General features: G+C 59.3%; 38 protein-coding genes. 4 read left to right on the top strand and 34 right to left on the bottom strand.

Annotated elements, in window-relative coordinates; all coding sequences use genetic code 11:
• Positions 1–75: 75 nt before the first annotated feature.
• Positions 76–432 (top strand): lysozyme inhibitor LprI family protein, encoded by a 357-nt coding sequence (locus EX00_RS04095; RefSeq protein ID WP_047454432.1) that lies wholly within the window; start codon positions 76–78, stop codon positions 430–432.
• Between the two features lie 201 nt (positions 433–633).
• Here EX00_RS04095 and ilvD read toward each other — a convergent pair whose 3' ends face one another.
• On the bottom strand, positions 634–2,472 hold the full coding sequence (gene ilvD / locus EX00_RS04090) for a dihydroxy-acid dehydratase (protein WP_047454430.1): 1,839 nt from the start codon (positions 2,470–2,472) through the stop codon (positions 634–636).
• Between the two features lie 344 nt (positions 2,473–2,816).
• On the opposite strand from ilvD, the gene msrP reads away from it, so the two are divergent.
• The gene (msrP, locus tag EX00_RS04085; protein WP_047454429.1) at positions 2,817–3,767 is read left to right on the top strand and encodes a protein-methionine-sulfoxide reductase catalytic subunit MsrP; all 951 of its coding nucleotides are present in this window, start codon (positions 2,817–2,819) and stop codon (positions 3,765–3,767) included.
• The gene (gene msrQ / locus EX00_RS04080) at positions 3,764–4,420 is read left to right on the top strand and encodes a protein-methionine-sulfoxide reductase heme-binding subunit MsrQ (protein WP_155294017.1); all 657 of its coding nucleotides are present in this window, start codon (positions 3,764–3,766) and stop codon (positions 4,418–4,420) included. Before msrP ends, msrQ begins: the two co-directional genes overlap by 4 nt.
• A 9-nt stretch (positions 4,421–4,429) precedes the next feature.
• Here msrQ and EX00_RS04075 read toward each other — a convergent pair whose 3' ends face one another.
• From EX00_RS04075 to EX00_RS04055, 5 genes are all read right to left on the bottom strand, one after another.
• Complete coding sequence (locus EX00_RS04075) at positions 4,430–5,326, bottom strand: efflux RND transporter periplasmic adaptor subunit (protein WP_047454425.1); 897 nt, start codon at positions 5,324–5,326, stop codon at positions 4,430–4,432.
• Positions 5,323–5,532, bottom strand: coding sequence for a DUF1656 domain-containing protein (locus EX00_RS04070; RefSeq protein WP_047454423.1), 210 nt, complete (start codon positions 5,530–5,532; stop codon positions 5,323–5,325). Before EX00_RS04070 ends, EX00_RS04075 begins: the two co-directional genes overlap by 4 nt.
• Before the next feature lie 4 nt (positions 5,533–5,536).
• A complete protein-coding gene (locus EX00_RS04065) occupies positions 5,537–7,609 on the bottom strand; it encodes an FUSC family protein (protein WP_047454422.1) in 2,073 nt (690 codons plus the stop codon).
• A complete protein-coding gene (locus tag EX00_RS04060; protein ID WP_047454420.1) occupies positions 7,606–8,082 on the bottom strand; it encodes a MarR family winged helix-turn-helix transcriptional regulator in 477 nt (158 codons plus the stop codon). The genes EX00_RS04065 and EX00_RS04060 overlap by 4 nt, the downstream gene beginning before the upstream one ends.
• 110 nt (positions 8,083–8,192) lie before the next feature.
• Positions 8,193–8,624: a ribosomal maturation YjgA family protein gene (locus tag EX00_RS04055; protein WP_047454419.1), complete on the bottom strand. Its 432-nt coding sequence runs from the start codon at positions 8,622–8,624 to the stop codon at positions 8,193–8,195.
• 209 nt (positions 8,625–8,833) lie between these two features.
• Here EX00_RS04055 and EX00_RS04050 point away from each other — a divergent pair, with 209 nt between their 5' ends.
• A complete protein-coding gene (locus EX00_RS04050) occupies positions 8,834–9,703 on the top strand; it encodes a DUF817 domain-containing protein (protein ID WP_047454418.1) in 870 nt (289 codons plus the stop codon).
• Positions 9,704–9,800: 97 nt separating this feature from the next.
• Here EX00_RS04050 and rplQ read toward each other — a convergent pair whose 3' ends face one another.
• The 28 genes from rplQ to EX00_RS03910 all read right to left on the bottom strand — a co-directional run.
• Positions 9,801–10,223 (bottom strand): 50S ribosomal protein L17, encoded by a 423-nt coding sequence (gene rplQ / locus EX00_RS04045; protein WP_047454417.1) that lies wholly within the window; start codon positions 10,221–10,223, stop codon positions 9,801–9,803.
• 48 nt (positions 10,224–10,271) lie between these two features.
• Complete coding sequence (locus EX00_RS04040) at positions 10,272–11,282, bottom strand: DNA-directed RNA polymerase subunit alpha (protein WP_047454415.1); 1,011 nt, start codon at positions 11,280–11,282, stop codon at positions 10,272–10,274.
• Between the two features lie 103 nt (positions 11,283–11,385).
• Positions 11,386–11,775 (bottom strand): 30S ribosomal protein S11, encoded by a 390-nt coding sequence (gene rpsK, locus EX00_RS04035; protein WP_003547577.1) that lies wholly within the window; start codon positions 11,773–11,775, stop codon positions 11,386–11,388.
• Positions 11,776–11,907: 132 nt separating this feature from the next.
• Positions 11,908–12,276, bottom strand: coding sequence for a 30S ribosomal protein S13 (gene rpsM, locus EX00_RS04030; protein ID WP_047454406.1), 369 nt, complete (start codon positions 12,274–12,276; stop codon positions 11,908–11,910).
• 218 nt (positions 12,277–12,494) lie between these two features.
• The gene (locus EX00_RS04025) at positions 12,495–13,145 is read right to left on the bottom strand and encodes an adenylate kinase (protein ID WP_047454405.1); all 651 of its coding nucleotides are present in this window, start codon (positions 13,143–13,145) and stop codon (positions 12,495–12,497) included.
• Complete coding sequence (gene secY / locus EX00_RS04020; RefSeq protein ID WP_047454403.1) at positions 13,142–14,482, bottom strand: preprotein translocase subunit SecY; 1,341 nt, start codon at positions 14,480–14,482, stop codon at positions 13,142–13,144. Before secY ends, EX00_RS04025 begins: the two co-directional genes overlap by 4 nt.
• A gap of 225 nt (positions 14,483–14,707) precedes the next feature.
• Positions 14,708–15,187: a 50S ribosomal protein L15 gene (gene rplO, locus EX00_RS04015; protein WP_047454401.1), complete on the bottom strand. Its 480-nt coding sequence runs from the start codon at positions 15,185–15,187 to the stop codon at positions 14,708–14,710.
• Between the two features lie 16 nt (positions 15,188–15,203).
• Complete coding sequence (gene rpmD / locus EX00_RS04010) at positions 15,204–15,416, bottom strand: 50S ribosomal protein L30 (protein WP_047454400.1); 213 nt, start codon at positions 15,414–15,416, stop codon at positions 15,204–15,206.
• 13 nt (positions 15,417–15,429) lie between these two features.
• Positions 15,430–15,999: a 30S ribosomal protein S5 gene (rpsE, locus tag EX00_RS04005; RefSeq protein ID WP_047454399.1), complete on the bottom strand. Its 570-nt coding sequence runs from the start codon at positions 15,997–15,999 to the stop codon at positions 15,430–15,432.
• Between the two features lie 130 nt (positions 16,000–16,129).
• Positions 16,130–16,492, bottom strand: coding sequence for a 50S ribosomal protein L18 (gene rplR / locus EX00_RS04000; protein ID WP_047454397.1), 363 nt, complete (start codon positions 16,490–16,492; stop codon positions 16,130–16,132).
• Between the two features lie 12 nt (positions 16,493–16,504).
• Positions 16,505–17,038: a 50S ribosomal protein L6 gene (gene rplF / locus EX00_RS03995; RefSeq protein ID WP_047454396.1), complete on the bottom strand. Its 534-nt coding sequence runs from the start codon at positions 17,036–17,038 to the stop codon at positions 16,505–16,507.
• A 42-nt stretch (positions 17,039–17,080) separates the two neighbouring features.
• Positions 17,081–17,479, bottom strand: coding sequence for a 30S ribosomal protein S8 (gene rpsH, locus EX00_RS03990; protein ID WP_047454394.1), 399 nt, complete (start codon positions 17,477–17,479; stop codon positions 17,081–17,083).
• Positions 17,480–17,491: 12 nt separating this feature from the next.
• Positions 17,492–17,797, bottom strand: coding sequence for a 30S ribosomal protein S14 (gene rpsN / locus EX00_RS03985; RefSeq protein ID WP_047454393.1), 306 nt, complete (start codon positions 17,795–17,797; stop codon positions 17,492–17,494).
• Positions 17,798–17,830: 33 nt separating this feature from the next.
• Entirely contained in the window at positions 17,831–18,388 is a 558-nt protein-coding gene (gene rplE / locus EX00_RS03980) for a 50S ribosomal protein L5 (RefSeq protein ID WP_047454392.1), read from the bottom strand.
• Positions 18,381–18,689, bottom strand: coding sequence for a 50S ribosomal protein L24 (rplX, locus tag EX00_RS03975; RefSeq protein WP_047454390.1), 309 nt, complete (start codon positions 18,687–18,689; stop codon positions 18,381–18,383). Before rplX ends, rplE begins: the two co-directional genes overlap by 8 nt.
• Positions 18,690–18,701: 12 nt before the next feature.
• Positions 18,702–19,070 carry a 50S ribosomal protein L14 gene (rplN, locus tag EX00_RS03970; RefSeq protein WP_003573790.1) on the bottom strand — a complete coding sequence of 123 codons (369 nt, stop codon included), beginning with the start codon at positions 19,068–19,070 and terminating at the stop codon, positions 18,702–18,704.
• Positions 19,071–19,295: 225 nt separating this feature from the next.
• Positions 19,296–19,535 carry a 30S ribosomal protein S17 gene (gene rpsQ / locus EX00_RS03965; RefSeq protein ID WP_034480418.1) on the bottom strand — a complete coding sequence of 80 codons (240 nt, stop codon included), beginning with the start codon at positions 19,533–19,535 and terminating at the stop codon, positions 19,296–19,298.
• Between the two features lie 12 nt (positions 19,536–19,547).
• Positions 19,548–19,748 carry a 50S ribosomal protein L29 gene (gene rpmC, locus EX00_RS03960; RefSeq protein ID WP_007690763.1) on the bottom strand — a complete coding sequence of 67 codons (201 nt, stop codon included), beginning with the start codon at positions 19,746–19,748 and terminating at the stop codon, positions 19,548–19,550.
• Positions 19,749–19,759: 11 nt separating this feature from the next.
• Complete coding sequence (rplP, locus tag EX00_RS03955) at positions 19,760–20,173, bottom strand: 50S ribosomal protein L16 (protein ID WP_034507389.1); 414 nt, start codon at positions 20,171–20,173, stop codon at positions 19,760–19,762.
• A gap of 36 nt (positions 20,174–20,209) precedes the next feature.
• Positions 20,210–20,935 carry a 30S ribosomal protein S3 gene (gene rpsC, locus EX00_RS03950; RefSeq protein ID WP_007690761.1) on the bottom strand — a complete coding sequence of 242 codons (726 nt, stop codon included), beginning with the start codon at positions 20,933–20,935 and terminating at the stop codon, positions 20,210–20,212.
• On the bottom strand, positions 20,935–21,333 hold the full coding sequence (gene rplV / locus EX00_RS03945) for a 50S ribosomal protein L22 (RefSeq protein WP_047454378.1): 399 nt from the start codon (positions 21,331–21,333) through the stop codon (positions 20,935–20,937). The genes rpsC and rplV overlap by 1 nt, the downstream gene beginning before the upstream one ends.
• Before the next feature lie 2 nt (positions 21,334–21,335).
• Positions 21,336–21,614: a 30S ribosomal protein S19 gene (rpsS, locus tag EX00_RS03940; RefSeq protein WP_047454376.1), complete on the bottom strand. Its 279-nt coding sequence runs from the start codon at positions 21,612–21,614 to the stop codon at positions 21,336–21,338.
• A gap of 15 nt (positions 21,615–21,629) precedes the next feature.
• On the bottom strand, positions 21,630–22,466 hold the full coding sequence (gene rplB / locus EX00_RS03935) for a 50S ribosomal protein L2 (protein ID WP_047454374.1): 837 nt from the start codon (positions 22,464–22,466) through the stop codon (positions 21,630–21,632).
• Positions 22,467–22,477: 11 nt separating this feature from the next.
• On the bottom strand, positions 22,478–22,771 hold the full coding sequence (locus EX00_RS03930; RefSeq protein WP_007690755.1) for a 50S ribosomal protein L23: 294 nt from the start codon (positions 22,769–22,771) through the stop codon (positions 22,478–22,480).
• On the bottom strand, positions 22,768–23,388 hold the full coding sequence (gene rplD, locus EX00_RS03925) for a 50S ribosomal protein L4 (RefSeq protein ID WP_047454371.1): 621 nt from the start codon (positions 23,386–23,388) through the stop codon (positions 22,768–22,770). The genes EX00_RS03930 and rplD overlap by 4 nt, the downstream gene beginning before the upstream one ends.
• Before the next feature lie 13 nt (positions 23,389–23,401).
• A complete protein-coding gene (gene rplC / locus EX00_RS03920) occupies positions 23,402–24,043 on the bottom strand; it encodes a 50S ribosomal protein L3 (RefSeq protein ID WP_047454370.1) in 642 nt (213 codons plus the stop codon).
• A 40-nt stretch (positions 24,044–24,083) separates the two neighbouring features.
• Entirely contained in the window at positions 24,084–24,392 is a 309-nt protein-coding gene (gene rpsJ / locus EX00_RS03915; protein WP_003507767.1) for a 30S ribosomal protein S10, read from the bottom strand.
• Positions 24,393–24,552: 160 nt separating this feature from the next.
• On the bottom strand, positions 24,553–24,940 hold a 388-nt coding region (locus EX00_RS03910; RefSeq protein WP_047454364.1), incomplete at its 5' end, for an EF-Tu C-terminal domain-related protein.

Here is a 24,940-nt window from a genome sequence, read left to right as displayed (position 1 = left end):
ACGAAAAACAGGTGGAATGAACAAAACTATGTGATTGCGCATTTCACTTCGGAAATCGACAGATGGAGTGACCTCATGCGACCAAACAGCCTGGCAGCAGCCTTCCTCATCACCTCACTCACCCTCCTCGGCACACTCGCCACATCTCGGGCCGCGAGCTTCAATTGCGACGCGCAAAATCTGCAGCCGGACGAAAAGACGATCTGCGATGTCAGGGCGCTCAACGATGCCGACGTGAAGATGGTGACGACCTTCGACCTGCTCTCCTGCCTGCTCGCCATGGGTTCGCGTGGCACGCTGCAGGATGAACAGTCCGCCTGGTTGAAGAAACGGCAGGCGTGTGGAGCGGATGTCGGGTGTTTGACGTCGTCCTATCAGGAGCGGATGAAAGAGCTGGATGAGACGTATAAGAGGATCAATCGGCCGATCTGAGCGGTGACTCGAACTGGCGCCATAGTCCCCTCTCCCCGCCTGCGGGGAGAGGGCTAGGGTGAGGGGCTACCGTGGGTCCAGCAGACCCTGCCGCCCCCGCTGATATTGAGAAGGCCCCTCATCCAACCTGGAGCAATTTCGCTGCGCTCAACTGATCCAGCCCACCTTCTCCCCGCGTTTGCGGGGTGAAGGGACTTAGTATTACTTCCCGCTCAAATCCCTGACGGCACCGCGGTCCGCGCTGGTCGCAAAGGCCGCATAGGCTTTCAGTGCCGTCGTGACATTACGCTTGCGCTTTTCGGCCGGGAACCAGCCCTTGGCGTTCTGGGCTTCGCGACGGGCGGCGAGTTCCGTCTCGTCGACGCGCAGGCTGATCGTGCGGTTCGGGATGTCGATGTCGATCATGTCGCCTTCGCGCACCAGACCGATCGTGCCGCCGTTTGCCGCTTCCGGGGAAGCGTGACCGATGGAGAGACCCGAGGTGCCGCCGGAGAAGCGGCCGTCGGTGATCAACGCGCAGGCCTTGCCGAGACCCTTCGACTTCAGATAGCTCGTCGGATAGAGCATTTCCTGCATGCCCGGGCCGCCCTTCGGGCCTTCGTAGCGGATGACGACGACGTCACCGGCAACGACCTCGTTGCTGAGGATGCCCTTGACGGCCGAATCCTGGCTTTCGAAGACCTTGGCCGGGCCGGAGAACTTCAGGATTGATTCATCGACACCGGCGGTCTTCACGATGCAGCCGTCGAGCGCCAGATTGCCCTTCAAGACGGCGAGACCGCCATCCTTGGAGAAGGGATGCTGGGCATCGCGGATGACACCCTTTTCACGATCGAGATCAAGCTCTTCCCAGCGCGCGCTCTGGCTGAAGGCAACCTGCGTCGGGATACCGCCAGGGGCCGCGCTGAAGAGTTCCAGAGCCGCCTTGTTGTCGGTCACCGCGATATCCCATTGCGCCAACGCCTCGCCCAGCGTTGGGGCGTGAACGGTCGGCAGATCGGCATTCAACAGTCCGGCACGGTTCAGCTCGCCGAGGATCGCCATGATGCCGCCGGCGCGATGCACGTCTTCCATGTGAACGTCGGCCTTGGCCGGCGCCACCTTGGAAAGGCAGGGAACGCGCCGAGACAGGCGATCGATGTCATCCATGGTGAAATCGATTTCACCCTCGTGCGCTGCCGCGAGGATATGCAGAACGGTGTTGGTCGAGCCACCCATGGCGATGTCGAGGGCCATGGCATTCTCGAACGCACCCTTGCTGGCGATTGTCCGCGGCAATGCCGTCACATCGTCCTGCTCGTAGTAGCGCTTCGCGAGAGCGACGATCCGGCGACCAGCCTCGAGGAAGAGTTCCTTGCGGTCCGAATGGGTGGCGAGCGTCGAGCCGTTGCCGGGCAGCGACAGGCCGAGCGCTTCCGTCAGGCAGTTCATGGAATTGGCGGTGAACATACCGGAACAGGAACCGCAGGTCGGACAGGCCGAACGTTCGATCGTCGCGACGTCCTCGTCGCTAATCTTGTCGTCGGCTGCGGCAACCATGGCGTCGACCAGATCGAGCGCGACCCTCTTGCCATGCATGACGACCTTGCCCGCTTCCATCGGGCCGCCGGAAACGAAGACCGTTGGGATGTTGAGCCGCAGCGACGCCATCAGCATACCGGGGGTGATCTTGTCGCAGTTGGAGATGCAGACCATGGCGTCGGCGCAATGGGCGTTGACCATGTATTCGACGCTGTCGGCGATCAGCTCGCGCGAGGGCAGCGAATAGAGCATGCCGTCATGGCCCATGGCGATGCCGTCGTCGACGGCGATGGTGTTGAATTCCTTGGCGACGCCGCCGGCCGCTTCGATTTCACGCGCGACGAGCTGGCCGAGATCCTTCAAGTGGACGTGGCCGGGCACGAACTGGGTGAAGGAGTTGACCACCGCAATGATCGGCTTGCCGAAATCGCTGTCCTTCATACCCGTCGCGCGCCAAAGGCCGCGCGCGCCCGCCATGTTGCGGCCGTGGGTCGTGGTTCTGGAACGATAAGCTGGCATGGTGTATTCCTCGTCGTCTCGGAAATTGTGAGGCGTCGGCCGGCCCCAAAGGGAGCGCCGACATTCCTGCTTTTTGGAATTGTCGTAATCCAATCGCGCCGGACTGTCACTATCAACTCAGCCGAATCCGGTACGCTGCAAGGGCAAACCCAGCCTCGGGCAGTTTGTCGGGCGCATTCACCGGCCAAATCGCGTGAACACGCGAGCAAGCCGTTTGATCGATCACGGACAGACACAAAAAATTGGTTTCCGTTCGAAAGAAATACCGGCGTAAGACCGTAACAAATCGTGCGTCCCGTACGTAGAGGTCGTATCATCTCTACGATCGCTGAAAGGACTATAGCATGCCTTCCTATCGCCCGCCAAAGATCACCTCCTCCGAGATCACGTCGCGCTCCGTCTACCTGAAGCGCCGGGAATTCCTGACGGCGGCGGCAGCCGGCGCTGGCTTGGCCATTGCCAGCAGCAAGGGTGCGCTGGCGGATCCGCTGACCGCGACCAAGAGCAATTATACGGTCGACGAGAAGCTGACACCGATCAAGGATGTCACCACCTATAATAACTTCTACGAATTCGGTCTCGACAAGGCCGATCCGGCGAAGCTTTCCGGCAATTTCAAACCGCGTCCGTGGACCGTCAAGGTCGATGGCATGGTCAACAAGCCCGGCACATTCGATATCGATGCGCTGATCAAGGAGTTCCCGCCGGAAGAGCGCGTCTACCGCATGCGCTGCGTCGAGGCCTGGTCGATGGTCATTCCCTGGGACGGCTTCCAGCTCTCGGCCCTGCTCGACAAGGTGGAGCCACTCGGCAGCGCCAAATTCGTCGCCTTCGAGACGGTCGTGCGGCCCGCGGAAATGCCGGGGCAGTCAGGGCTCCTCCAGTCGCTGGACTGGCCCTATGTCGAAGGCCTGCGGCTAGATGAGGCGCGCAATCCGCTGACGCTGCTCGCCGTCGGGCTCTATGGCGAGACGCTGCCGAACCAGAACGGCGCGCCGATCCGTCTGGTCGTGCCCTGGAAATATGGTTTCAAGGGCATCAAGTCGATCGTACGTATCACGCTCACCGACAAGCAGCCGATGAATACATGGCAGGTCGCCAACAGCCAGGAATACGGCTTCTACGCCAACGTCAATCCGGCGGTCGACCATCCGCGCTGGAGCCAGGCAACAGAACGGCGCATCGGCGAAGGTGGCTTCTTCAGCGCTAACCGCCACCCCACCCTGCCCTTCAACGGTTATGCCGACCAGGTCGCAAGCCTCTATGCCGGCATGGATCTGAGGGCGAATTTCTGATGGTTGTCTCTCTCGCCCTGCCCAAGCGCTGGCAACCGGCCTCCGTCTGGGCGCTCTATGTCGTCGGGCTGATACCGGCGGCATGGGAGTTCTATCTCGGCGCCACGGACCAGCTCGGCGCTGACGCGGTGAAGACCTTCGAGCTGTTCCTCGGGCTTTGGGCTATCCGCTTCCTGCTGCTGACGCTAGCCGTCACCCCGGCGCGCGATCTGTTCGGCTGGAATTATCTGCGCTATCGCCGCGCGCTCGGCCTCATCTGTTTCTACTACGCGCTGATGCATCTGGCTGTTTACATGATCCTCGATCAGGCGCTCGACGTCGGGGCTGTCATCGACGACGTGCTGAAGCGGCCATTCATCATGTTCGGCATGGCGGGGCTGGTGATGCTGCTGGTGCTGGCTCTGACCTCCAACAATTTCTCGATCAGGCGCCTCGGCAAGAAATGGATCTGGCTGCACCGGCTGGTCTATATCGTCGCCGCCTGCGGTGCCCTACATTTCGCGCTGTCGACCAAGGTCCTGTCGCTGGAGCAATTTATCTACATCGGCCTGCTGATCGCCATGATCCTCTATCGATCTTATCGGCCGATCATGATGGATAGGCGCAGGGCGGCGCGGAAACCATCCGCCTCCGCGCGATCAAAGGCTGCCTGACGCGAGAGGCTATTCGACCGTTTTACCAAGCGAAGCCTGCTTTTGCTGACCGTCGTTGACTTCGACGGTCGCCGTCAGGCCGGCGATCAACTTGGTGCCATCCGGCACCTTGTCGAGCGCGATGCGAACCGGCACGCGCTGCGCCAGGCGAACCCAGCTGAAGGTCGGCGTGATATTGGCGAGCATGCTGCCGGAGGTGCGCTCGCGATCCTCGATGCCGTTGGCGATGCTCTCGACATGGCCGGTCAGCTTTTCCGTCTGCCCCATCAGGTGGATGGAGACCTCGTCACCAACATGGATACGCGGCAATTTGGTTTCCTCGAAATAGCCCTCGACACGCAGGGAATCGCTGTCGATCAGCGCCACTTCGGCGCTGCCGGCCGTCACGTAATCACCCGGACGCAGGCTCAAGTTCGAGATCCTGCCGTTGACGGTGGCGCGAACCTCGGAGCGATCGAGATTGAGCTGGGCGAGATCGCGACTGGCGGTCGCCTGGCGGAAAGAGGCATCGGCCTGCTGCTCGGCGGTCAGCGCCTGTTCCTTCTGCTGCAGGGAACCTGCGTCGCCGAGACGGGACTGCCGCTGGTTTTCGCGGTGAGCCTGATCGAGCGCCGCCTTGCTGCTTTCCAACGCCGCATCCGCCTGCGCCAGTGCAATCGCAAAACGCTCCCGGTCTACGCGGAAGAGGACGTCGCCCTTGTTGACGGTCTGGTTGTCCTTGACCAGCACGTCGCTGACGAGGCCCGCGACATCCGGCGCGATGCCGACGACATCGGCGCGCAGGCGCGCGTCGCGCGTCCACGGCTCATCCATATAATGCCCCCAGAGCTCGCGGCCGACGAAGATGGCTCCGACGACAAAGGCAAGGGTAACGGCGATACGGCCAATCATTTTGAACGTTTTCATATGAAGTACCAACGGGAGAGTGAGGAAACGGCGCCAAGCAGCAAGACGTAGAGTGCTAGATCGAAGAGACCGCGATGCCAGACCAGGGCGTAGGCCCCAAGCCTTGCGAGAAGGCGCCGAAGGGGAATGACGGCAAGCAGCGTCACGACCATGAGGACAAGGAGGCGTGGGATATAGACGCCATAAAGATCGAATTCGGCAGGCATGATGTTACTCGGCGGCAATGGAAAGAGGTGAGGATGTATCCGACATGGGTGGCTGCCGGCTTTGCGGCGGCTCGGCATGAGGAAAGAGCGCCCGGCGCAGGCCGACCAGAGCATCGAGACTAGGGCGGCCCGCCGACCCATCCCGGAGCGCGATGGCTTCCAGGCTGTTGTCGATCGACTGGCGCAATCCATCCGATGGATCGATAGCCTGCCCAGCCTTGACCCGCGAGCGATAGAAATCCGCAACGCCGGAAAGAACCGTGCCGACCGAGGAGGCGCCGGCGGTGCTGAGCTGCGGGCGTTCTTTCTGAAGCATCAACACGTTGAAACCCAGGCGAACGTCGGCATAGCCGTCGACCTTTTTCAGCTCACGGTCCTCGACGGCGGCAAGGCGGGGAACGAGCTGGCCGAGGCGATCGAGGATGCGGCCGGACAGGCGCGCATGATCGCGCCGACGCGCGCCTGCTGCTGTTTCGGCAAGGTCGCTCCAACCGGCCTTCACCAGCCGTGATGCGGCGAGTTCGGAGCCGAATGGCCGTGTCAGTTGCGTCCAGACGAGCGCGAAACCGACACCCGCCAGAGCGGCGACCGCTCCATTGATGAAGGTGCTGAAATCCGCCACATAGCGGTCTTGCAGCGCGATGAAGGTGGCGCCGTTTACGGTCAGCAGCATGGCGAGCATGTTCGACTGCGGCCGCGGGATCAGCAGGCCGATCACCAGAAAGGGCGGCGCGAAGGCGAGCACGAGCAGTTCGTAGCTGTTGATGCTAGGCAATATGCCGAAGAGATAGATGAAGGCGATCACCAGGCTGAATGCGGTCCAGATGAACATCGAGGTGATGAACGGCGCCGGGCGGTCGAGCGCTGCGAAGAAGGAACAGGCGACGGCCGCCATGGTCACGAAGCCGGCCCCGTCTTCCCAGCCGGTCACGATCCATAAGAAGCAGGCCAAGAAGATGCCGACGACGACCGAACCGGCGGAAAAGGCCAGCAAGGCATAGTCATAATGTCGGCTGCGGCCGACGACGTCGCGATGGCGAAAGGCTGGGTGCCAGGAACCGGCTCGCCTGCCGGCGACGATCTCATTGCGCAGTGTCAGGCAATCCTGCCAGAGATCGACGATCTCCTTCAGCCGTGCGAGTGCGCTGGAGAGCACGAGGTCATCCCAGTTCAGATCGGGATCGGCATTCTGCAAAGCCTCGATCTTTCCGGAGAGGACGATGGCCGTCTTGTCGGCCTCACTCTTGCCGCCCTGGGACAGCCAATCGGCCACTTCGTTCATGACTACGAGGAGTTCAGGAGGCAGCGCCTTCTCCCGCGCCTTCAACGCATGCAGACGATCAGCCAGCGACGAGAAGAGCGGCAGCAGCATCAGCAGACGGCCGCGCAACTCGCGGGAATGGCGAACAATGTCCCGGCTATCCGCATCGTAACCGAGCTGGCTGATGATGAGATCGAGCCCGGTGACATCGGAGGCGAGCTTCTGTCGCTTCAGGGGCGTGGCGGGTGACGCACCCTCCCCGCGCAGGATTTCATCTGCCCAGCTGCCGGCATCATCGAGCCATGTCGTGATGCGCTGGCCGAGGACCGAGCGTACGCTTGTCGGGAAAAAGACGGCGCTGACGACGCTGGCGCAGACGATGCCGATGATGATTTCCTCGGAGCGGGCGAGCGCGACATCGAAGACCGTCTCCGGAGAGCCGACCGTCGGCAAGGCGATCATGGGCAGCGTGTAGCCGGCCAGCATGAAAACGTAGCTGCGCGAGGTCCGGTCGAGCATCGAGATGAACAGCAACGTGCCTGTCCATAGCGCGATGACGATGGAAAGAAGCATGGGCGCATTGACGAAGAGCGGAACGAAAAAGACGGCGGCGGACGCTCCGAGCAGCGTGCCGAGGGCGCGATAGAGCGCTTTCGAACTCGTTGCCCCCGCAAGCGGATTGGCAACGACATAGACGGCCGCCATGGCCCAATAGGGACGCGGGAGATCCAGCGACAATGCGATGAACAGCGCAAGCATGGCCGCCAGGAAAGCCTTGCCGGAAAACAGCCAATCACGCCAGGACGGGAGGCTCATAATGCTTCCTCGCGCTGCTGATTGGTTCCAGACGCCTTCGGCGCCTCGAAATCTTCGAAGGCCTGCAACACTCGGATCGCGGCTTCGATATCAGCCTTGTCGACATTGGCGAGGATCTTGCCACGCAATTCGTCTAGCGTCTCCTCCATGCGCGTGGCAAGCGCCTCGCCTTCGGCGGTCAGCCACAGGCCTTTTGCTCGACGATCCGTCGGGTCGTCCTTGCGCACGACGAGCCCCAGACCTTCGAGCTGGTCGAGCAGCCGCACCAAGGACGGACCTTCGATGCCGACATAATTGGCAAGAACCACCTGCCGCACTCCGCCGCCAAGACGGCCGATCCACAACAGAGGTGCTGCGGACGCCTCCGAGATCCCATGGGAACTCAGGACAAGGTCAACAACCCGCCGCCACTGGCGGCCGGTCGACAGGAGATTGGCTGTGAAGATGCGCTGCAGGACGTTGAAGGATTTCATGGCTAGTTATTAGCATTAAATTAGTTAGGATTCAAACGATGTAAGGGGAATGAAGCCTGCCAAGTTGGAAAGGCAGCTATGCAATCAAGGATGAGCGGCGAAGCGAATTTTCATACCGCAGGATTCTGCCGAGCAGCCTTTACAGCTGTAAAGGCGGTATCAAGCGCCAAAGCCGCCGCTATCCCCGCGGCATAGGCCAATATGTTCCACAGCGAGAACACCCGCCCCAGCAATAGAGCGCCTGCGGTCGTCAATCGAAAGGCATCCAGCCATGGCGTATGAAGCAGCCGGAAAAATTCGACGAAAATGGCAATCAACGCTGCCGCCACGGCGATCTTTCCAGGTTTCGCAGTGACCCGTAACGACGCCAATAGAAGATAGACCATCGATCCCCACAGGATCGAGCCCCCATATTTGACGATCGTGAAAGGCAGATGCGCTTCGTATCCAAACCGCCTGAGCGCGAGACCACAGGCGATGGTCAGGGCTAGAGCGGAAAGCAGCAATACTCTTCTCGATGAGCTTTTTTCTAGGACTTCCAAACGTCGTCCCTCCACTGGCAAAGCAGGCATCAACCTTGGTCGGCAGGTAGCCCGCCATCCCCATGAAAAGCAAGAGCGTGCCGCGCGGCCCTGGATACGGAAAATTCACGCGTGCTGATACAATGTTGAGCTGCAATTTCGCCACGCTCTTCCTGTCATCAGCATTGTCATCCGAGACGTCATCAGCGCCACGAGCGAGAAACATTGAAATGTCCAAAGCCGCTGTCCTCGAAAAGCTTCTGCCGTCTTTCCATACCTATCTCACCCGCGTGCCTGCCCATACCGATCTGAAGGGTGTCCGCCGATTCGCTGTCGAGTTCCTATTCTTCGGCATCAAGGAAGCGCGCGCCTGTCTTTTCGTGGGGCTGTTTTTCCTGGCGATTTTCACGGTTCCGCACGCGGGGATCCTAGGCATCCCGCGCTATGACGCCCTGCTGATCATTGCGCTCGCCGTTCAAATCGGGATGGTCTGGGCGAAGCTGGAAACTGTCGACGAGTTGAAGGCCGTCTGCCTCTTCCACGTCGTGGGCTTCGCACTCGAAGTCTTCAAAACGTCGGGCAGTATACAATCCTGGGCCTATCCGGAATTCGCCTATACCAAGCTCTTCGGCGTTCCGCTATTTTCCGGCTTCATGTATGCCGCCATCGGGAGCTACATCATCCAGGCGTGGCGACTCTTCGACCTACGCATCAAGCATCATCCGCCCTATTGGATGGCCGGCCTGATGGCGCTCGCGATCTACGCCAATTTCTTCACGCATCATTATATCGGCGATTATCGCTGGTATATTGCGGCCTGCACGCTGGGGCTCTACGCGCGCTCGACAGTCGTCTTCCGTCCCTACGACCGCGACCGCCGCATGCCGCTGCTGCTATCCTTCATATTGATCGGCTTCTTCATCTGGCTGGCAGAGAACATCGGCACCTTTTTCGGTATCTGGAGATATCCTAATCAGCTTGGCGCCTGGTCGGCAGTCCACATCGGAAAATGGAGTTCCTGGTCTCTTCTTGTCATCATGATCTTCACCATCGTCGCCAATCTGAAGCACATCAAGAAACACGTTCATATTCCGCAATAGCGTCGCCGCACCGGAGACAGCGCACCAAGACCCAAGGAACACAAAAAGGCCGGATGATCGCTCATCCGGCCTCTTGATTGTCCATTCGAAGCGAGCCTTAAGCGGCTGCGGCTTCTTCCTCGGCAGCAACGCGGGCCTTGTCGGCTGCGCCCTTGGCAGAGGTGTCGCGATCGACGAATTCGACGACGGCGAGAGCGGCATTGTCGCCCTGGCGGAAGCCGGCCTTCATGATGCGCAGGTAGCCGCCGTTGCGGGTGGCGTAACGCGTTGCGATCGCATCGAACAGCTTGGCAACGACAACAACGTCGCGAATCTGCGAGATGGCCTGACGACGAGCGTGCAGGTCGCCGCGCTTGCCGAGGGTGACCAGCTTTTCGACGATCGGGCGAATTTCCTTCGCCTTCGGCAGGGTGGTGACGATCTGCTCATGGGTGATGAGCGAAGCCGCCATGTTGGCGAACATCGCCTTACGGTGGCTAGCGGTTCTATTCAGCTTGCGGCCGGCTTTACCGTGGCGCATGGCTATTCTCCTTCACTTGCAGGCTTCATCCACCTGCAGTTTGATTGGTTAGTATTGGTCTTCGTAGCGCTTGGCGAGATCTTCGATGTTCTCAGGCGGCCATGCCGGCACTTCCATGCCGAGGTGCAGACCCATGGAAGCGAGAACTTCCTTGATTTCGTTCAGCGACTTGCGACCAAAATTCGGCGTGCGGAGCATTTCTGCTTCGGTCTTCTGAATGAGGTCGCCGATATAGACGATGTTGTCGTTCTTCAGGCAGTTTGCCGAGCGAACAGACAGTTCCAGTTCGTCCACCTTCTTGAGGAGCGCCGGGTTGAAAGCGAGTTCGGTAACTGCTTCTTCTTCGGCTTCCTTCTGCGGCTCGTCGAAGTTGACGAACACGCCAAGCTGATCCTGGAGGATGCGAGCCGCGAAAGCGACGGCATCTTCGCCGGTGATCGAACCATCGGTTTCGATCGACATGCTCAGCTTGTCGTAGTCGAGAACCTGTCCTTCACGGGTATTTTCTACCTTGTAGGACACCTTCTTGACCGGCGAATAAAGGCTGTCGACCGGGATAAGACCAATCGGAGCATCTTCCGCACGATTACGATCGGCCGGGACATAGCCCTTGCCGTTATTGACGGTGAATTCCATGCGGATTTCGGCACCCTCGTCGAGCGTGCAAATCACATGCTCGGGGTTGAGGATTTCGATATCGCCAACCGTCTGAATATCGCCAGCCGTTACGACGCCGGGACCCTGCTTGCGGACCACCATGCGCTTGGCATCATCGCCATCCATCTTGATGGCGATTTCCTTGATGTTCAGCACGATGTCCGTCACATCTTCCCGGACGCCCGGGATAGAGGAGAACTCATGCAGCACGCCGTCGATCTGCACGGCCGTCACAGCGGCGCCGCGCAGTGAGGACAGCAGAACGCGACGCAGCGCGTTGCCGAGGGTGAGGCCGAAGCCACGCTCCAGCGGTTCGGCCACGAGCGTTGCCTTGGTACGGCCGCTCGAGGTGAACTCGACCTTGTTCGGCTTGATCAGTTCCTGCCAGTTTTTCTGAATCATGTTCTTGCCTTCCGTTCGTTGTCACCATCCAATCGTGACAACCGAGCTTGAAAAGCACCGAGCCGGACACATGTGCGCCGGCCGGTGTCGTGAGTGGCGATGATCAGACGCGGCGCTTCTTGCGCGGGCGGCAACCATTGTGCGGGATCGGCGTCACGTCGCGGATGGACGTGATCATGAAACCGGCAGCCTGGAGCGCGCGCAGAGCGGATTCACGACCGGAACCCGGACCGCAAACTTCGACTTCCAGCGACTTCATGCCATGTTCCTGGGCCTTCTTGGCGCAGTCTTCAGCAGCGATCTGGGCAGCGAACGGGGTCGACTTGCGCGAACCCTTGAAGCCCTTGGCACCAGCGGACGACCAGGCAATAGCGTTGCCCTGTGCGTCGGTGATGGTGATCATCGTGTTGTTGAAGGTCGAATTGACGTGCGCGACGCCCGATGAAATATTTTTACGCTCGCGACGGCGAACGCGTACGGCTTCCTTGGCCATGGTAGTCCTTTCTTGGATCTCTGCACCGCCGTAATGCCAGCGGCTCCACCGGAGCGGCGCCGAATTAGCGCCGTTCCAAACTCAAAGAGGCCGGCGCAGACCGCCAGCCTCCCACACCCGGTTTCCCGGAGATTACTTCTTCTTACCAGCGATGGCCTTTGCCGGACCCTTGCGGGTGCGGGCATTGGTGTGCGTGCGCTGGCCGCGAACCGGAAGGCTGCGACGATGGCGCAGACCACGGTAGCTGCCAAGGTCCATCAGACGCTTGATGTTCATCGAAGTATCACGACGAAGGTCACCTTCGACCTGATAATCGCGATCGATGGTTTCGCGGATCTGCAGAACTTCAGCGTCCGTCAACTGATTGACGCGACGCTCGGCCGGAATACCGACCTTCTCGCAGATTTCCTGTGCAAACTTCGGTCCGATCCCGTGAATGTAGCGAAGCGCAATAACTACGCGCTTTGCAGTCGGGATGTTGACGCCAGCGATACGAGCCACGCCTGTTCTCCTTGCATTCCTTTTGCCTGAGCAAAGGGCTTTTGTTATGCAGCCCGGGAGCTGCTTGTTCGATTAGATCCGTAACACGTCAAAACGACCGTGCCCGGACTTCCCGATGGAAATCCGCGCCGATCGCTTGGTATGTCGCGAGTTGGCGCGGTGTTTAACGGAATCAGCGCAAAAAAGCAACCGCTCCCGGCAAGTTTATTTTAAGCTATCTAAAGCTTAGAGAGGATCGCCTCGATATCGGCGGTCACATGTTCGATATCCGCCATGCCGTCGACCGACTGAAGCTTGCCCTTGGCATAGTAATAGCCGATGAGCGGCGAGGTTTCCTTGTAGTAGACCTGCAGACGCTCGACGACCGTCTCCCTGTTGTCGTCGGCCCGGCGCTTGAAATGCGTGGAACCGCAACGGTCGCACACACCCTCCACTTTCGGCCTGAGGTTTTCGTCGTGATAACCGGCGCCACAGTTGGCGCAAGTATAACGGCCCGAAATACGATCGGCGAGCACGGCGTCATCGACCTTGATCTCGATCACGGCGGAGAGCTCGAGACCCTTCGCCTTCAACATCGCTTCCGTCGCATCGGCCTGAACGAGCGTGCGCGGAAAACCATCGAGGATGAAGCCCCTGACGCAATCCGGTTGATCGATTCGCTCGGATACGATGGCATTGACGATGTCGTCTGAAACAAGCTTGCCGGCGTCCATGACGGCCTTGGCGCGCTTGCCTACTTCAGTCCCGGCCGCCACGGCGGCCCTCAGCATATCCCCCGTGGAAAGCTGCGGAATGCCATGCTTTTCCACGATACGCTGGGCCTGGGTTCCCTTACCTGCACCCGGCGGCCCCAAAAGTATCAATCTCATCGCCCCCTCTTTCCTCCACGCAACTTCGATTTCTTGATCAGGCCTTCATACTGCTGTGCGATCAGGTGACCCTGAATCTGTGCCACCGTATCCAGCGTTACGCTAACCACGATCAGAAGCGAAGTGCCACCCAGCGCCAACGGAATACCGGTCTGGGACACGAGAATTTCGGGCAGGATGCAGACGAAGACGAGATAGAGGGCGCCGATGACCGTGATCCGGGTCAGCACGTAGTCGATATATTCGGCGGTGCGATCACCCGGGCGGATACCCGGAATGAAGCCGCCATGCTTCTTCAGATTATCGGCCGTATCCTTCGGATTGAAGACCAGCGCGGTATAGAAGAAGGCGAAGAAGGCGATCAGAGCGGCGTAGAGCACCATGTAGAGCGGCTGGCCATGACCGAGGGCCGCGACGATCGAGGTGACCCAGGTCGGCAGGGCCGTGTTGGTGCCGAGACCAGCGATGGTCGCCGGCAGCAGCAGCAGCGACGACGCGAAGATCGCAGGAATAACGCCCGATGTGTTGAGCTTCAGCGGCAGATGCGAGGTGTCACCCTGGAACATGCGGGTGCCGACCTGGCGCTTCGGATACTGGATCAGCAGGCGGCGCTGGGCGCGCTCCACGAAGACGATCAGCGCGATGACCAGGACAGCCACGACAAGCACGAGGAGAATGAGGCCGGTCGACAGGGCGCCGGTGCGGCCAAGTTCGAGCGTACCGGCAAGTGCCGTCGGCAGACCGGCTGCAATGCCCGCGAAGATGATCAGCGAAATACCGTTGCCGATACCGCGCGATGTCACCTGCTCGCCGAGCCACATCAGGAACATCGTGCCGCCAAGCAGCGTGATGACGGTCGAAATACGGAAGAACCAGCCCGGATCGAGGACGACGCCATTGCCATGCTCAAGGCCGATCGCAATGCCGTAGGCCTGCAATGCGCCGAGCAGCACTGTGCCGTAGCGGGTGTACTGGTTGATGATCTTGCGGCCCTGCTCGCCTTCCTTCTTCAGGTTCTCGAGCGCCGGCACGACCGAGGTCATGAGCTGCACGATGATCGAAGCGGAGATATAGGGCATGATGCCGAGCGCGAAAATCGCCATGCGCTGGACTGCGCCGCCGGAAAACATGTTGAAAAGGCCGAGAATGCCGCCAGACTGATTCTGGAACGCCTGGGCATAGGCTGCCGGATTGAGGCCCGGAAGCGGGATATGGGTCCCCAGTCGGTAAACGAGGAGAGCTCCGAGCGTGAACCACAAGCGCTTCTTGAGATCCTCGGCTTTGGCAAAGGTCGAGAAATTGAGATTGGACGCCAATTGTTCCGCAGCAGAAGCCATGCAAATCTCCGCACTACCAATTCCGGCAAAATCGGCCGGGTCCGGAATCAGTTTTCAAATTGTTCAAAAGCCGGGCTTTGGACGGATTGCACTGCAATCGGATGCCTCACCCTGGGGTCCCGTTATTCACCGGAAAGACACAGCTGCATCATTCAGGTTCGTGAGGCTCACATATGGGAGCAAAATCGCCCGGTGTGAAGCACCCCGGGCGACTTATTGATAAGATTATTCTGCGACAGCAGCTGCTGCGGCGAGCAGCTTGATGGAACCGCCAGCCTTTTCGATCTTTTCGACCGCCGGCTTGGAGGCGCCTGCAACTTCCAGCGACAACTTCGCCTTCAGTTCGCCGTCCGAGAGAACCCGAACGCCGTCCTTGACGCGGCGAATCACGCCGGCAGCCTTGAGAGCGGCAGCATCGATGGTCTTCTTGGCATCGAGCTTGCCGGCGTCAACCGCAACCTGGATGCGTGCCAGCGACACAACAACGTAATCGGCAGCGAAGATGTTGTTGAAGCCGCGCTTCGGCAGGCGACGGTAGATAGGCATCTGACCGCCTTCGAAGCCGTTGATGGCAACGCCCGAACGGGACTTCTGACCCTTCACACCACGGCCACCGGTCTTGCCGGAGCCGGAGCCAATGCCGCGGCCGAGGCGCTTGCGGCTATGGGTCGAGCCTTCGTTATCCTTGATCTCATTCAATTTCATAGCGAATACCTCCGGCTCACTTCTCGTCGACAACGCGAACGAGATGCTGGACAGCACGGATCATGCCACGAACAGCCGGGGTATCTTCCAGCGTGCGGCGACGGTGCATCTTGTTCAGTCCGAGACCGATCAGCGTCTTCTGCTGAACATCCGGACGGCGGATCGGGCTGCCAATCTGCTCGACCGTAACGGTCGCGTTGGCTTCAGCCTTCTTGGTCGTCTTGGCCATAGGTCAAACTCCCTTATTCTTCGGAGGCGTTGCCCGAAGCGCCACGACGAGCCTGCAGAGTGGCATACTTGATGCCGCGCTGAGCTGCGATGTCCTTCGGGTGAACCTGGTGCTTCAGGGCGTCGAACGTGGCGCGAACCATGTTGTACGGGTTCGACGAACCGGTCGACTTGGCAACGACGTCATGAACGCCGAGCGTTTCGAAAACGGCGCGCATCGGGCCGCCGGCGATGATACCGGTACCGACCTTGGCCGAGCGCAGCAGAACCTTGCCGGCGCCATGACGGCCATGGACGTCATGATGCAGCGTACGGCCGTCGCGCAGCGGTACGAAGATCAGGTCGCGCTTGGCGCTTTCAGTGGCCTTGCGGATGGCTTCCGGCACTTCACGAGCCTTGCCATGACCGAAGCCTACGCGACCCTTCTGGTCGCCAACAACAACGAGAGCGGCGAAACCAAAACGGCGGCCACCCTTTACAACCTTGGCGACGCGATTGATCGCTACCAGCTTGTCGACGAATTCGCTATCGCGCTCGTCACGGCTCTGACGGTCATCCCGCGAGCCCCTCTTTTCCTGTGCCATTGTCCTCTTCCTTTTTCTTTTCCGGGTGCAATCGGCAAACAACAAGGACCGCATGCCCTCCCCCTAAAGGGAAACTTGCGGTCCGGTGAAATCCCGGTCGGCGCTAGAAAGCTGCCGACCGGAAACTTGATCAGAAGGACAGACCGCCTTCGCGGGCTGCTTCAGCCAGAGCCTTGATACGGCCGTGGTAGATGAAGGCGCCGCGATCGAACACGACTTCCTTGACGCCTGCCTTGGAGGCACGCTCGGCTACGAGCTTGCCAACGAGGGCGGCGGCTGCGGTGTCGGCACCGGTCTTCAGAGAACCGCGCAGATCCTTATCGAGGGTGGAGGCAGACGCAAGCGTCTTGCCGGCCACATCATCGATGACCTGGACGTAGATGTTCTTCGACGAGCGATGAACCGACAGGCGCGGGCGGCCATTGGCCACCGACTTAAGTTGACGACGCACGCGGTTGGCACGACGTGCAAGTGCTTCTTTCCTGCTAGCCATTTCGCGTGATCCTTACTTCTTCTTGCCTTCTTTGCGGACGATCCGCTCGCCGGCATACTTAACACCCTTGCCCTTGTAGGGCTCAGGACCGCGGTATTCGCGGATTTCAGCGGCAACCTGGCCGACCTGCTGCTTGTTGATGCCGGTGACGACGATTTCCGTCGGCTTCGGCACAGCAATCGTGATGCCTTCCGGCGGCTCATAAACCACGTCGTGGCTGAAGCCGAGCGCGAGCTGCAGGTTCTTGCCCTGCAAAGCGGCACGGTAGCCGACGCCGTTGATTTCGAGCTTGCGCTCGAAGCCGTCCTTAACACCCTTCAGGATGTTCTCGATCATCGTGCGGGACATGCCCCACTTCGAACGAGCGTCCTTGGAGTTGCTAAGCGGCGTTACGACAATTGCGTTATCTTCCAGCTTGAGACCGATTTCGTCGTTAGCAACGAAAAACAGTTCGCCCTTGGGGCCCTTAGCAGTCACCTTTTGGCCATCAACCGAGGCCGTGATTCCTGCAGGCACCTGAACGGGCTTCTTACCGATACGAGACATTTTTTCAAACCTGTCTGTTTCGAGAGAGATCCATGTTCGATCTTAGAAGACCGAGCAAAGAACCTCACCACCAACATTCTGTTCACGAGCCTGGTGATCGGCCATCACACCCTTCGGAGTCGAAAGGATGATGATACCGAGACCGTTCGCGACCTGCGGAATGGACTTAACCGAGACATAAACTCGGCGGCCCGGCTTAGACACACGGCCGATCTCGCGGATCACCGATGAGCCTTCATAGTACTTGAGTTCGATGCTGATCTCAGTCTTGCCGTTGCCGAAATCGACGACGGAGTAGCCACGGATGTAGCCTTCAGCCTGGAGAACATCGAGAACACGCGCACGAAGCTTGGACGCAGGCGTCGAAACCGACGACTTGCGACGCGAAGCGCCGTTACGGATGCGGGTGAGCATATCGCCCAAAGGATCAGTCATAGTCATCTAATCTGCTCCTTACCAGCTCGACTTGACAATGCCCGGCACCTTGCCGAAATTGCCGAGTTCACGCAGCGCGATACGCGACATGCGCAGTTTGCGGTAGTACGCGCGAGGGCGGCCCGATACTTCGCAACGGTTGCGAACGCGGGTCTTCGATCCATCGCGCGGGAGCGATGCCAGCTTCAACGTGGCCTTGAACCGGTCTTCGATCGGAAGAGACTGGTTCATGATGATTGCCTTCAGAGCAGCCCGCTTTGCGGATTGAGTGGCAACCGTATTGCGGCGGCGCTTGTTCTTTTCAACTGCGCTTGTCTTCGCCATATTTAGGTTCCTTTTCTACGCTCGTCGTTACGGTTACTGACGGAAAGGGAAGTTGAACTCTTTCAGGAGAGCCCGTGCTTCGTCATCCGCTGTCGCCGTCGTGCAAACGATGATGTCCATGCCCCACATCTGATCAACCTTATCGTAGTTGATCTCAGGGAACACAATGTGTTCCTTGATGCCCATGGCGAAGTTGCCACGACCGTCAAAGCTCTTCGGGTTCAGGCCGCGAAAATCTCGAACGCGCGGAAGCGCGATGTTGATCAGACGGTCCAGGAACTCATACATGCGGGCGCCGCGAAGGGTTACCTTGGCGCCGATCGGCATATTTTCGCGGACCTTGAAGCCTGCGATGGAGTTGCGCGCATGGGTGATGACCGGCTTCTGGCCGGCGATCGCTGCGAGGTCGGCGGCAGCAACAGTCGGCTTCTTCGAATCAGCCGTTGCTTCGCCCACGCCCATGTTGATCACGATCTTATCAAGCTTCGGGATCTGCATTTCGTTGGCGTAGGAGAACTGCTCCTGCATCGCCGCACGAATGCGGGCAACATATTCCTTCTTGAGCCGCGGCTCGTACTTTACCTCAGCCATCGATCACTTCTCCCGAGGTCTTGGCCACGCGGACCTTCTTGCCATCTACAACCTGAAAGCCGACGCGGGTCGGCTTACCGTCCTTGTCGACGATTGCGAGGTTGGACAGGTGAAGCGAGGCTTCCTTGCTGATAATGCCAGCTTCCTGGGTCTGCGTCTGGCGCTGATGGCGCTTGATGACGTTGACGCCACGGACGACCGCACGGTCTTCCTTCGGCATTACTTGAATGACTTCGCCGGTACGGCCCTTGTCCTTGCCGGCCAATACGACAACCTTGTCGCCTTTACGGATCTTTTGCATCGCTCCGCTCCCTTACAGTACTTCTGGAGCCAGCGAGATGATCTTCATGTGGTTCTTGGCGCGAAGTTCGCGCGGAACCGGTCCGAAGATACGGGTGCCGATCGGCTCTTTCTTGTTATCGATGAGGACTGCTGCGTTGGTATCGAAGCGGATGACGCTGCCATCCGGACGACGGATATCCTTGGCGGTACGAACGACCACCGCCTTCATCACGTCACCCTTCTTCACGCGGCCGCGCGGAATGGCTTCCTTGATCGAAACAACGATAACGTCGCCGATCGAGGCATACTTGCGCTTCGAGCCGCCCAGCACCTTGATGCACATGACACGACGTGCGCCGGAATTATCCGCCACGTCGAGGTTTGTTTGCATCTGAATCATGTCAGGTCGCCTTCTTGTTGTTACCGGAATGGTTGGGTCTAACGACCCCCTACCCCGGCTTATGGACTAGTCTCTTGTCTGATTTCTCCAGCGCTCGGGACCACCAGGGTCATCTTCGCCGGCCATCAATAAAGCAAAAGAACGCTCGTATTCGAGCGTCCTGCTTCCAAGCTCGTGCTTCATACAGATATTTCGCCCAGACGCAAGGGCCTGAGCGAAATTCTGTTACTTGGACTGGGCGGAAACGACCGTCCAGGTCTTGTCTTTGGAGATCGGCGCGCATTCCTCGATGGAAACGGTGTCGCCGATCTTGTACTGATTGTTTTCGTCGTGGGCCTTGTACTTCTTGGAACGACGAACGGTCTTCTGGAGCAGCGGGTGAGCGAAACGACGCTCAACGCGGACAACTACCGTCTTCTCGTTCTTGTCGCTGACCACGACGCCCTGCAGAATGCGCTTCGGCATGTTATTTTTCCTTTAGGCCTTTGCTTCTGCCGCCTTCTGGCGGGCAATGGTTTTCACGCGAGCGATATCCTTGCGGACTTCGTTGATGCGCGAGGACTTCTCAAGCTGGCCGGTTGCCTTCTGAAAGCGCAGGTTGAACTGCTCCTTCTTCAGCTTGGCAAGCTCGTCCTTGAGTTGGTCGGCGCTCAGGGCGCGAACATCTGCGGCTTTCATGAGCTTCTTCCTTACTCTGCAATGCGCTGCACGAAGCGCGTCTTGACCGAGAGCTTGGCGGAACCAAGGCGCAGAGCCTCACGAGCGATTTCTTCGCTCACACCATCGATCTCGAACATCATACGGCCGGGCTTGACCTTGCATGCCCAGTATTCGACAGAGCCTTTACCTTTACCCATACGGACTTCGGTCGGCTTTTTGGTTACCGGAACATCCGGGAACACCCGGATCCATACACGGCCGGCACGCTTCATATGACGCGTGATCGCGCGGCGAGCCGCTTCGATCTCACGAGCATTGACGCGGTTGGGCTCCTGCGACTTCAGGCCGAATTCGCCGAACGCGAGATCAGAACCACCCTTGGCAACGCCCTTGATGCGACCCTTGAATTGCTTCCGGTACTTCGTACGCTTTGGCTGCAACATTTTTCTATTCTCCGAACTTATCTGCCACGTACGCTATCAAGCGTTATCGCGGCGGCGGTCTCTATCGCGATCACGGCTAGCCGGACCCTGGGCGTCGCCTTCCAGCGCACGGCGTTCGGAGGCCATCGGATCATGCTCAAGGATTTCGCCCTTGAAGATCCAAACCTTGATGCCGCAGATGCCGAATGCGGTTTCTGCTTCAGCCGTACCGTAATCGATATCGGCGCGCAGCGTATGCAACGGCACGCGACCTTCGCGATACCATTCCGTACGAGCGATTTCAGCGCCGCCGAGACGGCCACCGCAGGTGATCTTGATGCCTTCGGCGCCAAGACGCATCGCGGACTGAACGGCGCGCTTCATGGCGCGACGGAAAGCTACACGGCGCTCGAGCTGCTGAGCGATCGACTGGGCAACCAGAACAGCATCGATTTCCGGCTTGCGGACTTCAACGATGTTGAGGTGCGTTTCGGAATTCGTCATGTCCGACAGCTTCTTGCGAAGCTTGTCGATGTCAGCGCCCTTCTTGCCGATGATCAGGCCCGGACGAGCCGAGTGGATCGTGACGCGGCACTTCTTGTGCGGACGCTCGATGACCACCTTGGAGATACCAGCCTGCTTCAGTTCGTCCATGACGAACTTACGCATCTTCAGGTCTTCGTGAAGAAGCTGACCATACTCGGCATTGTCCGCAAACCAGCGGCTATCCCAAGTACGGTTGATGCCGAGACGAAAACCGATTGGATTGATTTTCTGACCCATTATGCAGCCTCCCCTTGAGCTTCCACTGCTTCCACTTCACGAACAACGATCGTCAGGTGGGCGAACGGACGCTCGATACGAGACGCACGACCACGGCCACGAGCGTGGAAACGCTTCATGACGATCGACTTGCCGACGTAAGCTTCCGCCACGAACAGCGAGTCAACATCGAGATCATGGTTGTTCTCTGCATTGGCGATCGCAGATTCAAGCGTCTTCTTGACGGCGCCTGCGATACGCTTGCGGGAGAATTCCAGCTCTGCGAGTGCACGATCAACCTTTTTGCCGCGGATAGATGCTGCAACCAGGTTGAGCTTCTGCGGGCTGACGCGGAGCGTGCGCGCAACTGCCTGCGCTTCATTGTCCTTCAGCCGGCGTTCGGCTTTTGCCTTGCCCATTGTTACTTCCTCTTCGCCTTCTTGTCCGCGCCGTGACCGTAGTAGGTGCGGGTCGGGGCGAACTCACCGAACTTGTGACCGACCATGTCTTCGTTGACATTGACCGGAATGTGCTTGCTGCCGTTGTAGACGCCGAAGGTAAGACCAACGAACTGCGGCATGATCGTGGAGCGACGGCTCCAGATCTTGATTACTTCACTGCGTCCGCCTTCACGCACCTTCTCAGCCTTCTTGAGAAGATAGCCGTCAACAAACGGACCTTTCCATACTGAACGAGCCACTTGAGACTTCCTCTCTTACTTCTTGCGCTGATGGCGCGAGCGCATAATCATTTTATCGGTCGACTTGTTCGACCGCGTGCGCTTGCCCTTGGTCGGCTTGCCCCATGGGGTCACCGGATGGCGACCACCGGAGGTCCGGCCTTCACCACCGCCGTGCGGATGGTCGACGGGGTTCATGACGACGCCGCGAACGTGCGGCTTCTTACCGCGCCAACGCGAACGACCGGCCTTACCGTCGTTGATGTTGCCGTGGTCCGGGTTGGAAACGGCACCGATCGTTGCAAGGCAAGTGCCGTGCACGAGGCGCTGTTCGCCAGAATTCAGGCGAAGGATCGCCATGCCCTGGTCACGACCAACCAGCTGGGCGTAACCGCCAGCAGAGCGAGCGATCTGACCACCCTTGCCCGGCTTCATTTCCACATTGTGGATGATGGAGCCGACCGGGATGAACTGAAGCGGCATGGTGTTGCCTGGCTTCACGTCCACAGCCTTCTCGGAGGCGATGACCTTGTCACCGGTCGTCAGACGCTGCGGAGCAAGGATATAGGCCTGATCGCCGTCAGCATACTTCACCAGGGCGATGTATGCGGTGCGGTTCGGGTCGTATTCGATGCGTTCGACGGTTGCTTCAACGTCGAACTTGCGACGCTTGAAGTCCACCAGACGGTAGGTACGCTTGTGACCGCCACCCTGGAAGCGCACGGTAATGCGACCGGTGTTGTTACGACCACCCTTGGAAGACAGGCCTTCCGTCAGCGACTTGACCGGCTTGCCCTTGTAGAGGGACGAGCGATCGACGATGACCAGCTGACGCTGGCTCGGGGTCGTCGGATTGAATGTTTTCAATGCCATTTTCTTATTCCTCAGAGACCGGTGGAGACGTCGATCGACTGGCCTTCGGCGAGCGTCACGATAGCCTTCTTCACGTCCTTCTGCTTGCCGACGAGACCTTTAAACCGCTTGGTCTTGCCGAGGCGCAGCAGAGTGTTGACGGCCGTAACCTTGACGCCGAACAGAGCTTCGACGGCAGCCTTGATTTCAGGCTTCGTCGCGGTCTTGGCAACGTTGAAAACAACCTGGTTATTGTCCGAAAGCAGAGTGGACTTTTCGGTGATCGCAGGAGAAACGATCACATCATAATGGCGAAGATCCGTCACTTGAATCGCTCCTCTAGAGCTTCAACTGCAGCCTTGGACAGCACGAGCTTGCCGCGGCGCAGGATATCGTAAACGTTGATGCCCTGAACCGGCAGAACATCGATATTCGGGATGTTAGCGGCTGCGAGCTTGAAGTTGCTGTCGAGCTCGGCACCACCGATGAAGAGCGCGTTGGTCAGGCCGAGCGTTTCGAAAGCGCCGGCCAGAACCTTGGTCTTGGTATCAGCCGCGACCAGGTTGTCGAGGATGATGACATCCTCGGCCTTGAACTTGGCGGAGAGAGCGAGACGCAAGCCGAGGGCGCGAACCTTCTTCGGCAGATCATGCTCATGGCTGCGCACGACCGGGCCGTGAGCCTTACCACCGCCGCGGAACTGCGGAGCACGAGCCGAATGGTGACGAGCGCGGCCCGTACCCTTCTGCTTGTACATCTTGGCGCCGGTGCGCCATACTTCAGCGCGGCCCTTAGCCTTATGCGTGCCCTGGCGCTTCTTAGCCAGCTGCCAGCGAATGACGCGTGCGATAATATCTTCACGCGGCTCAAGGCCGAAAATCGCGTCAGAAAGGGAAACCTTCCCAGCGTCTTTGCCCTCGAGGGTCTTGACGTTCAATTCCATTGGTTTGGCTCCCTTACTTCGCTGCCGACTTGACGGCATCGCGTACGATGATCCAGGCGCCCTTGGAGCCGGGAACTGCGCCCTTGACGAGGATCAGACCGCGATCTTCATCGGTCGATACCACTTCGAGGTTCTGCGTCGTGACGCGCGTCTGGCCCATGTGACCAGCCATCTTCTTGTTCTTGAACACCTTGCCCGGATCCTGGCGCGAGCCGGTCGAACCGTGCGAGCGGTGCGAAACCGACACACCGTGCGTGGCACGCAGACCGCCGAAGCCGTGGCGCTTCATGGCGCCGGCAAAGCCTTTACCGATCGTCGTGCCGGTCACGTCGACGAGCTGACCCGCCGCGAAGTGAGCTGCCTTGATCTCGGTGCCGACCTCAAGCAGGTTGTCATCCGTGACACGGAATTCAACGAGCTTTGCCTTCGGCTCAACGCTGGCAACGGCGAAGTGACCGCGAAGGGCCTTCGACGTGTTCTTGACCTTAGCCTGGCCGGCACCCAGCTGAACTGCGGTGTAGCCATTCTTTTCTACTGTGCGCTGGGCTACGACCTGGCAGCCTTCCATACGCAATACGGTGACCGGGACATGCTCGCCAGCGTCGTTATAGACGCGGGTCATTCCCACCTTCTGTGCAATCACACCTGAACGCATCGGTTCAATCCTTCTCACTCAGCTCGAGAACCCTAAGGTCTCAGAGCTTGATCTCAACATCGACACCAGCGGCGAGATCGAGCTTCATCAGCGCGTCTACCGTCTGCGGGGTCGGGTCAACGATGTCGAGAAGGCGCTTATGCGTGCGCATCTCGAACTGCTCGCGGCTCTTCTTGTCGACGTGCGGGGACCGGTTAACCGTGAACTTCTCGATACGGGTCGGAAGCGGAACGGGGCCCCGGACGCTAGCACCGGTGCGCTTAGCCGTCGATACGATCTCGCGCGTGGAAGCGTCGAGAATTCGATGATCGAACGCCTTAAGGCGGATGCGGATATTCTGGCCGTTCATTCGACTTTATCCTTGTGTCTGTTACCTGCGCGTCTCTCTAAGAGACACGTCTTTAACTTTAGTTACTCGAGGCGGGCCACCGGTTTCAAAGATCGAGAGGGACACCAGGTTCGGTGTCCCTATCCTTAATCTCCGGGCTTTGGCCCAGCCGCCCAATGACTTACTCTACGATGCTAGCGACGATGCCGGCGCCGACGGTACGGCCGCCTTCACGGATTGCGAAGCGCAGCTTTTCTTCCATCGCGATCGGAACGATCAGCTCGACGGCAACGGTGACGTTGTCGCCTGGCATAACCATTTCCGTGCCTTCCGGAAGCGTCACGATGCCCGTCACGTCCGTCGTGCGGAAGTAGAACTGCGGACGGTAGTTCGTGAAGAACGGCGTATGACGGCCGCCTTCTTCCTTCGTCAGGATGTAGGCTTCAGCCATGAACTTCTTGTGCGGCTTCACAGAACCCGGCTTGCACAGGACCTGACCACGCTCGACGTCGTCACGCTGAATACCACGAACCAGCGCGCCGATGTTGTCGCCAGCCTGGCCCTGATCG

This window comes from Martinezella rhizogenes (assembly GCF_000799715.1).
In the GTDB taxonomy this organism is placed as follows: domain Bacteria; phylum Pseudomonadota; class Alphaproteobacteria; order Rhizobiales; family Rhizobiaceae; genus Rhizobium; species Rhizobium rhizogenes_C.
This window is presented reverse-complemented; position numbering and strand designations above follow the sequence as displayed.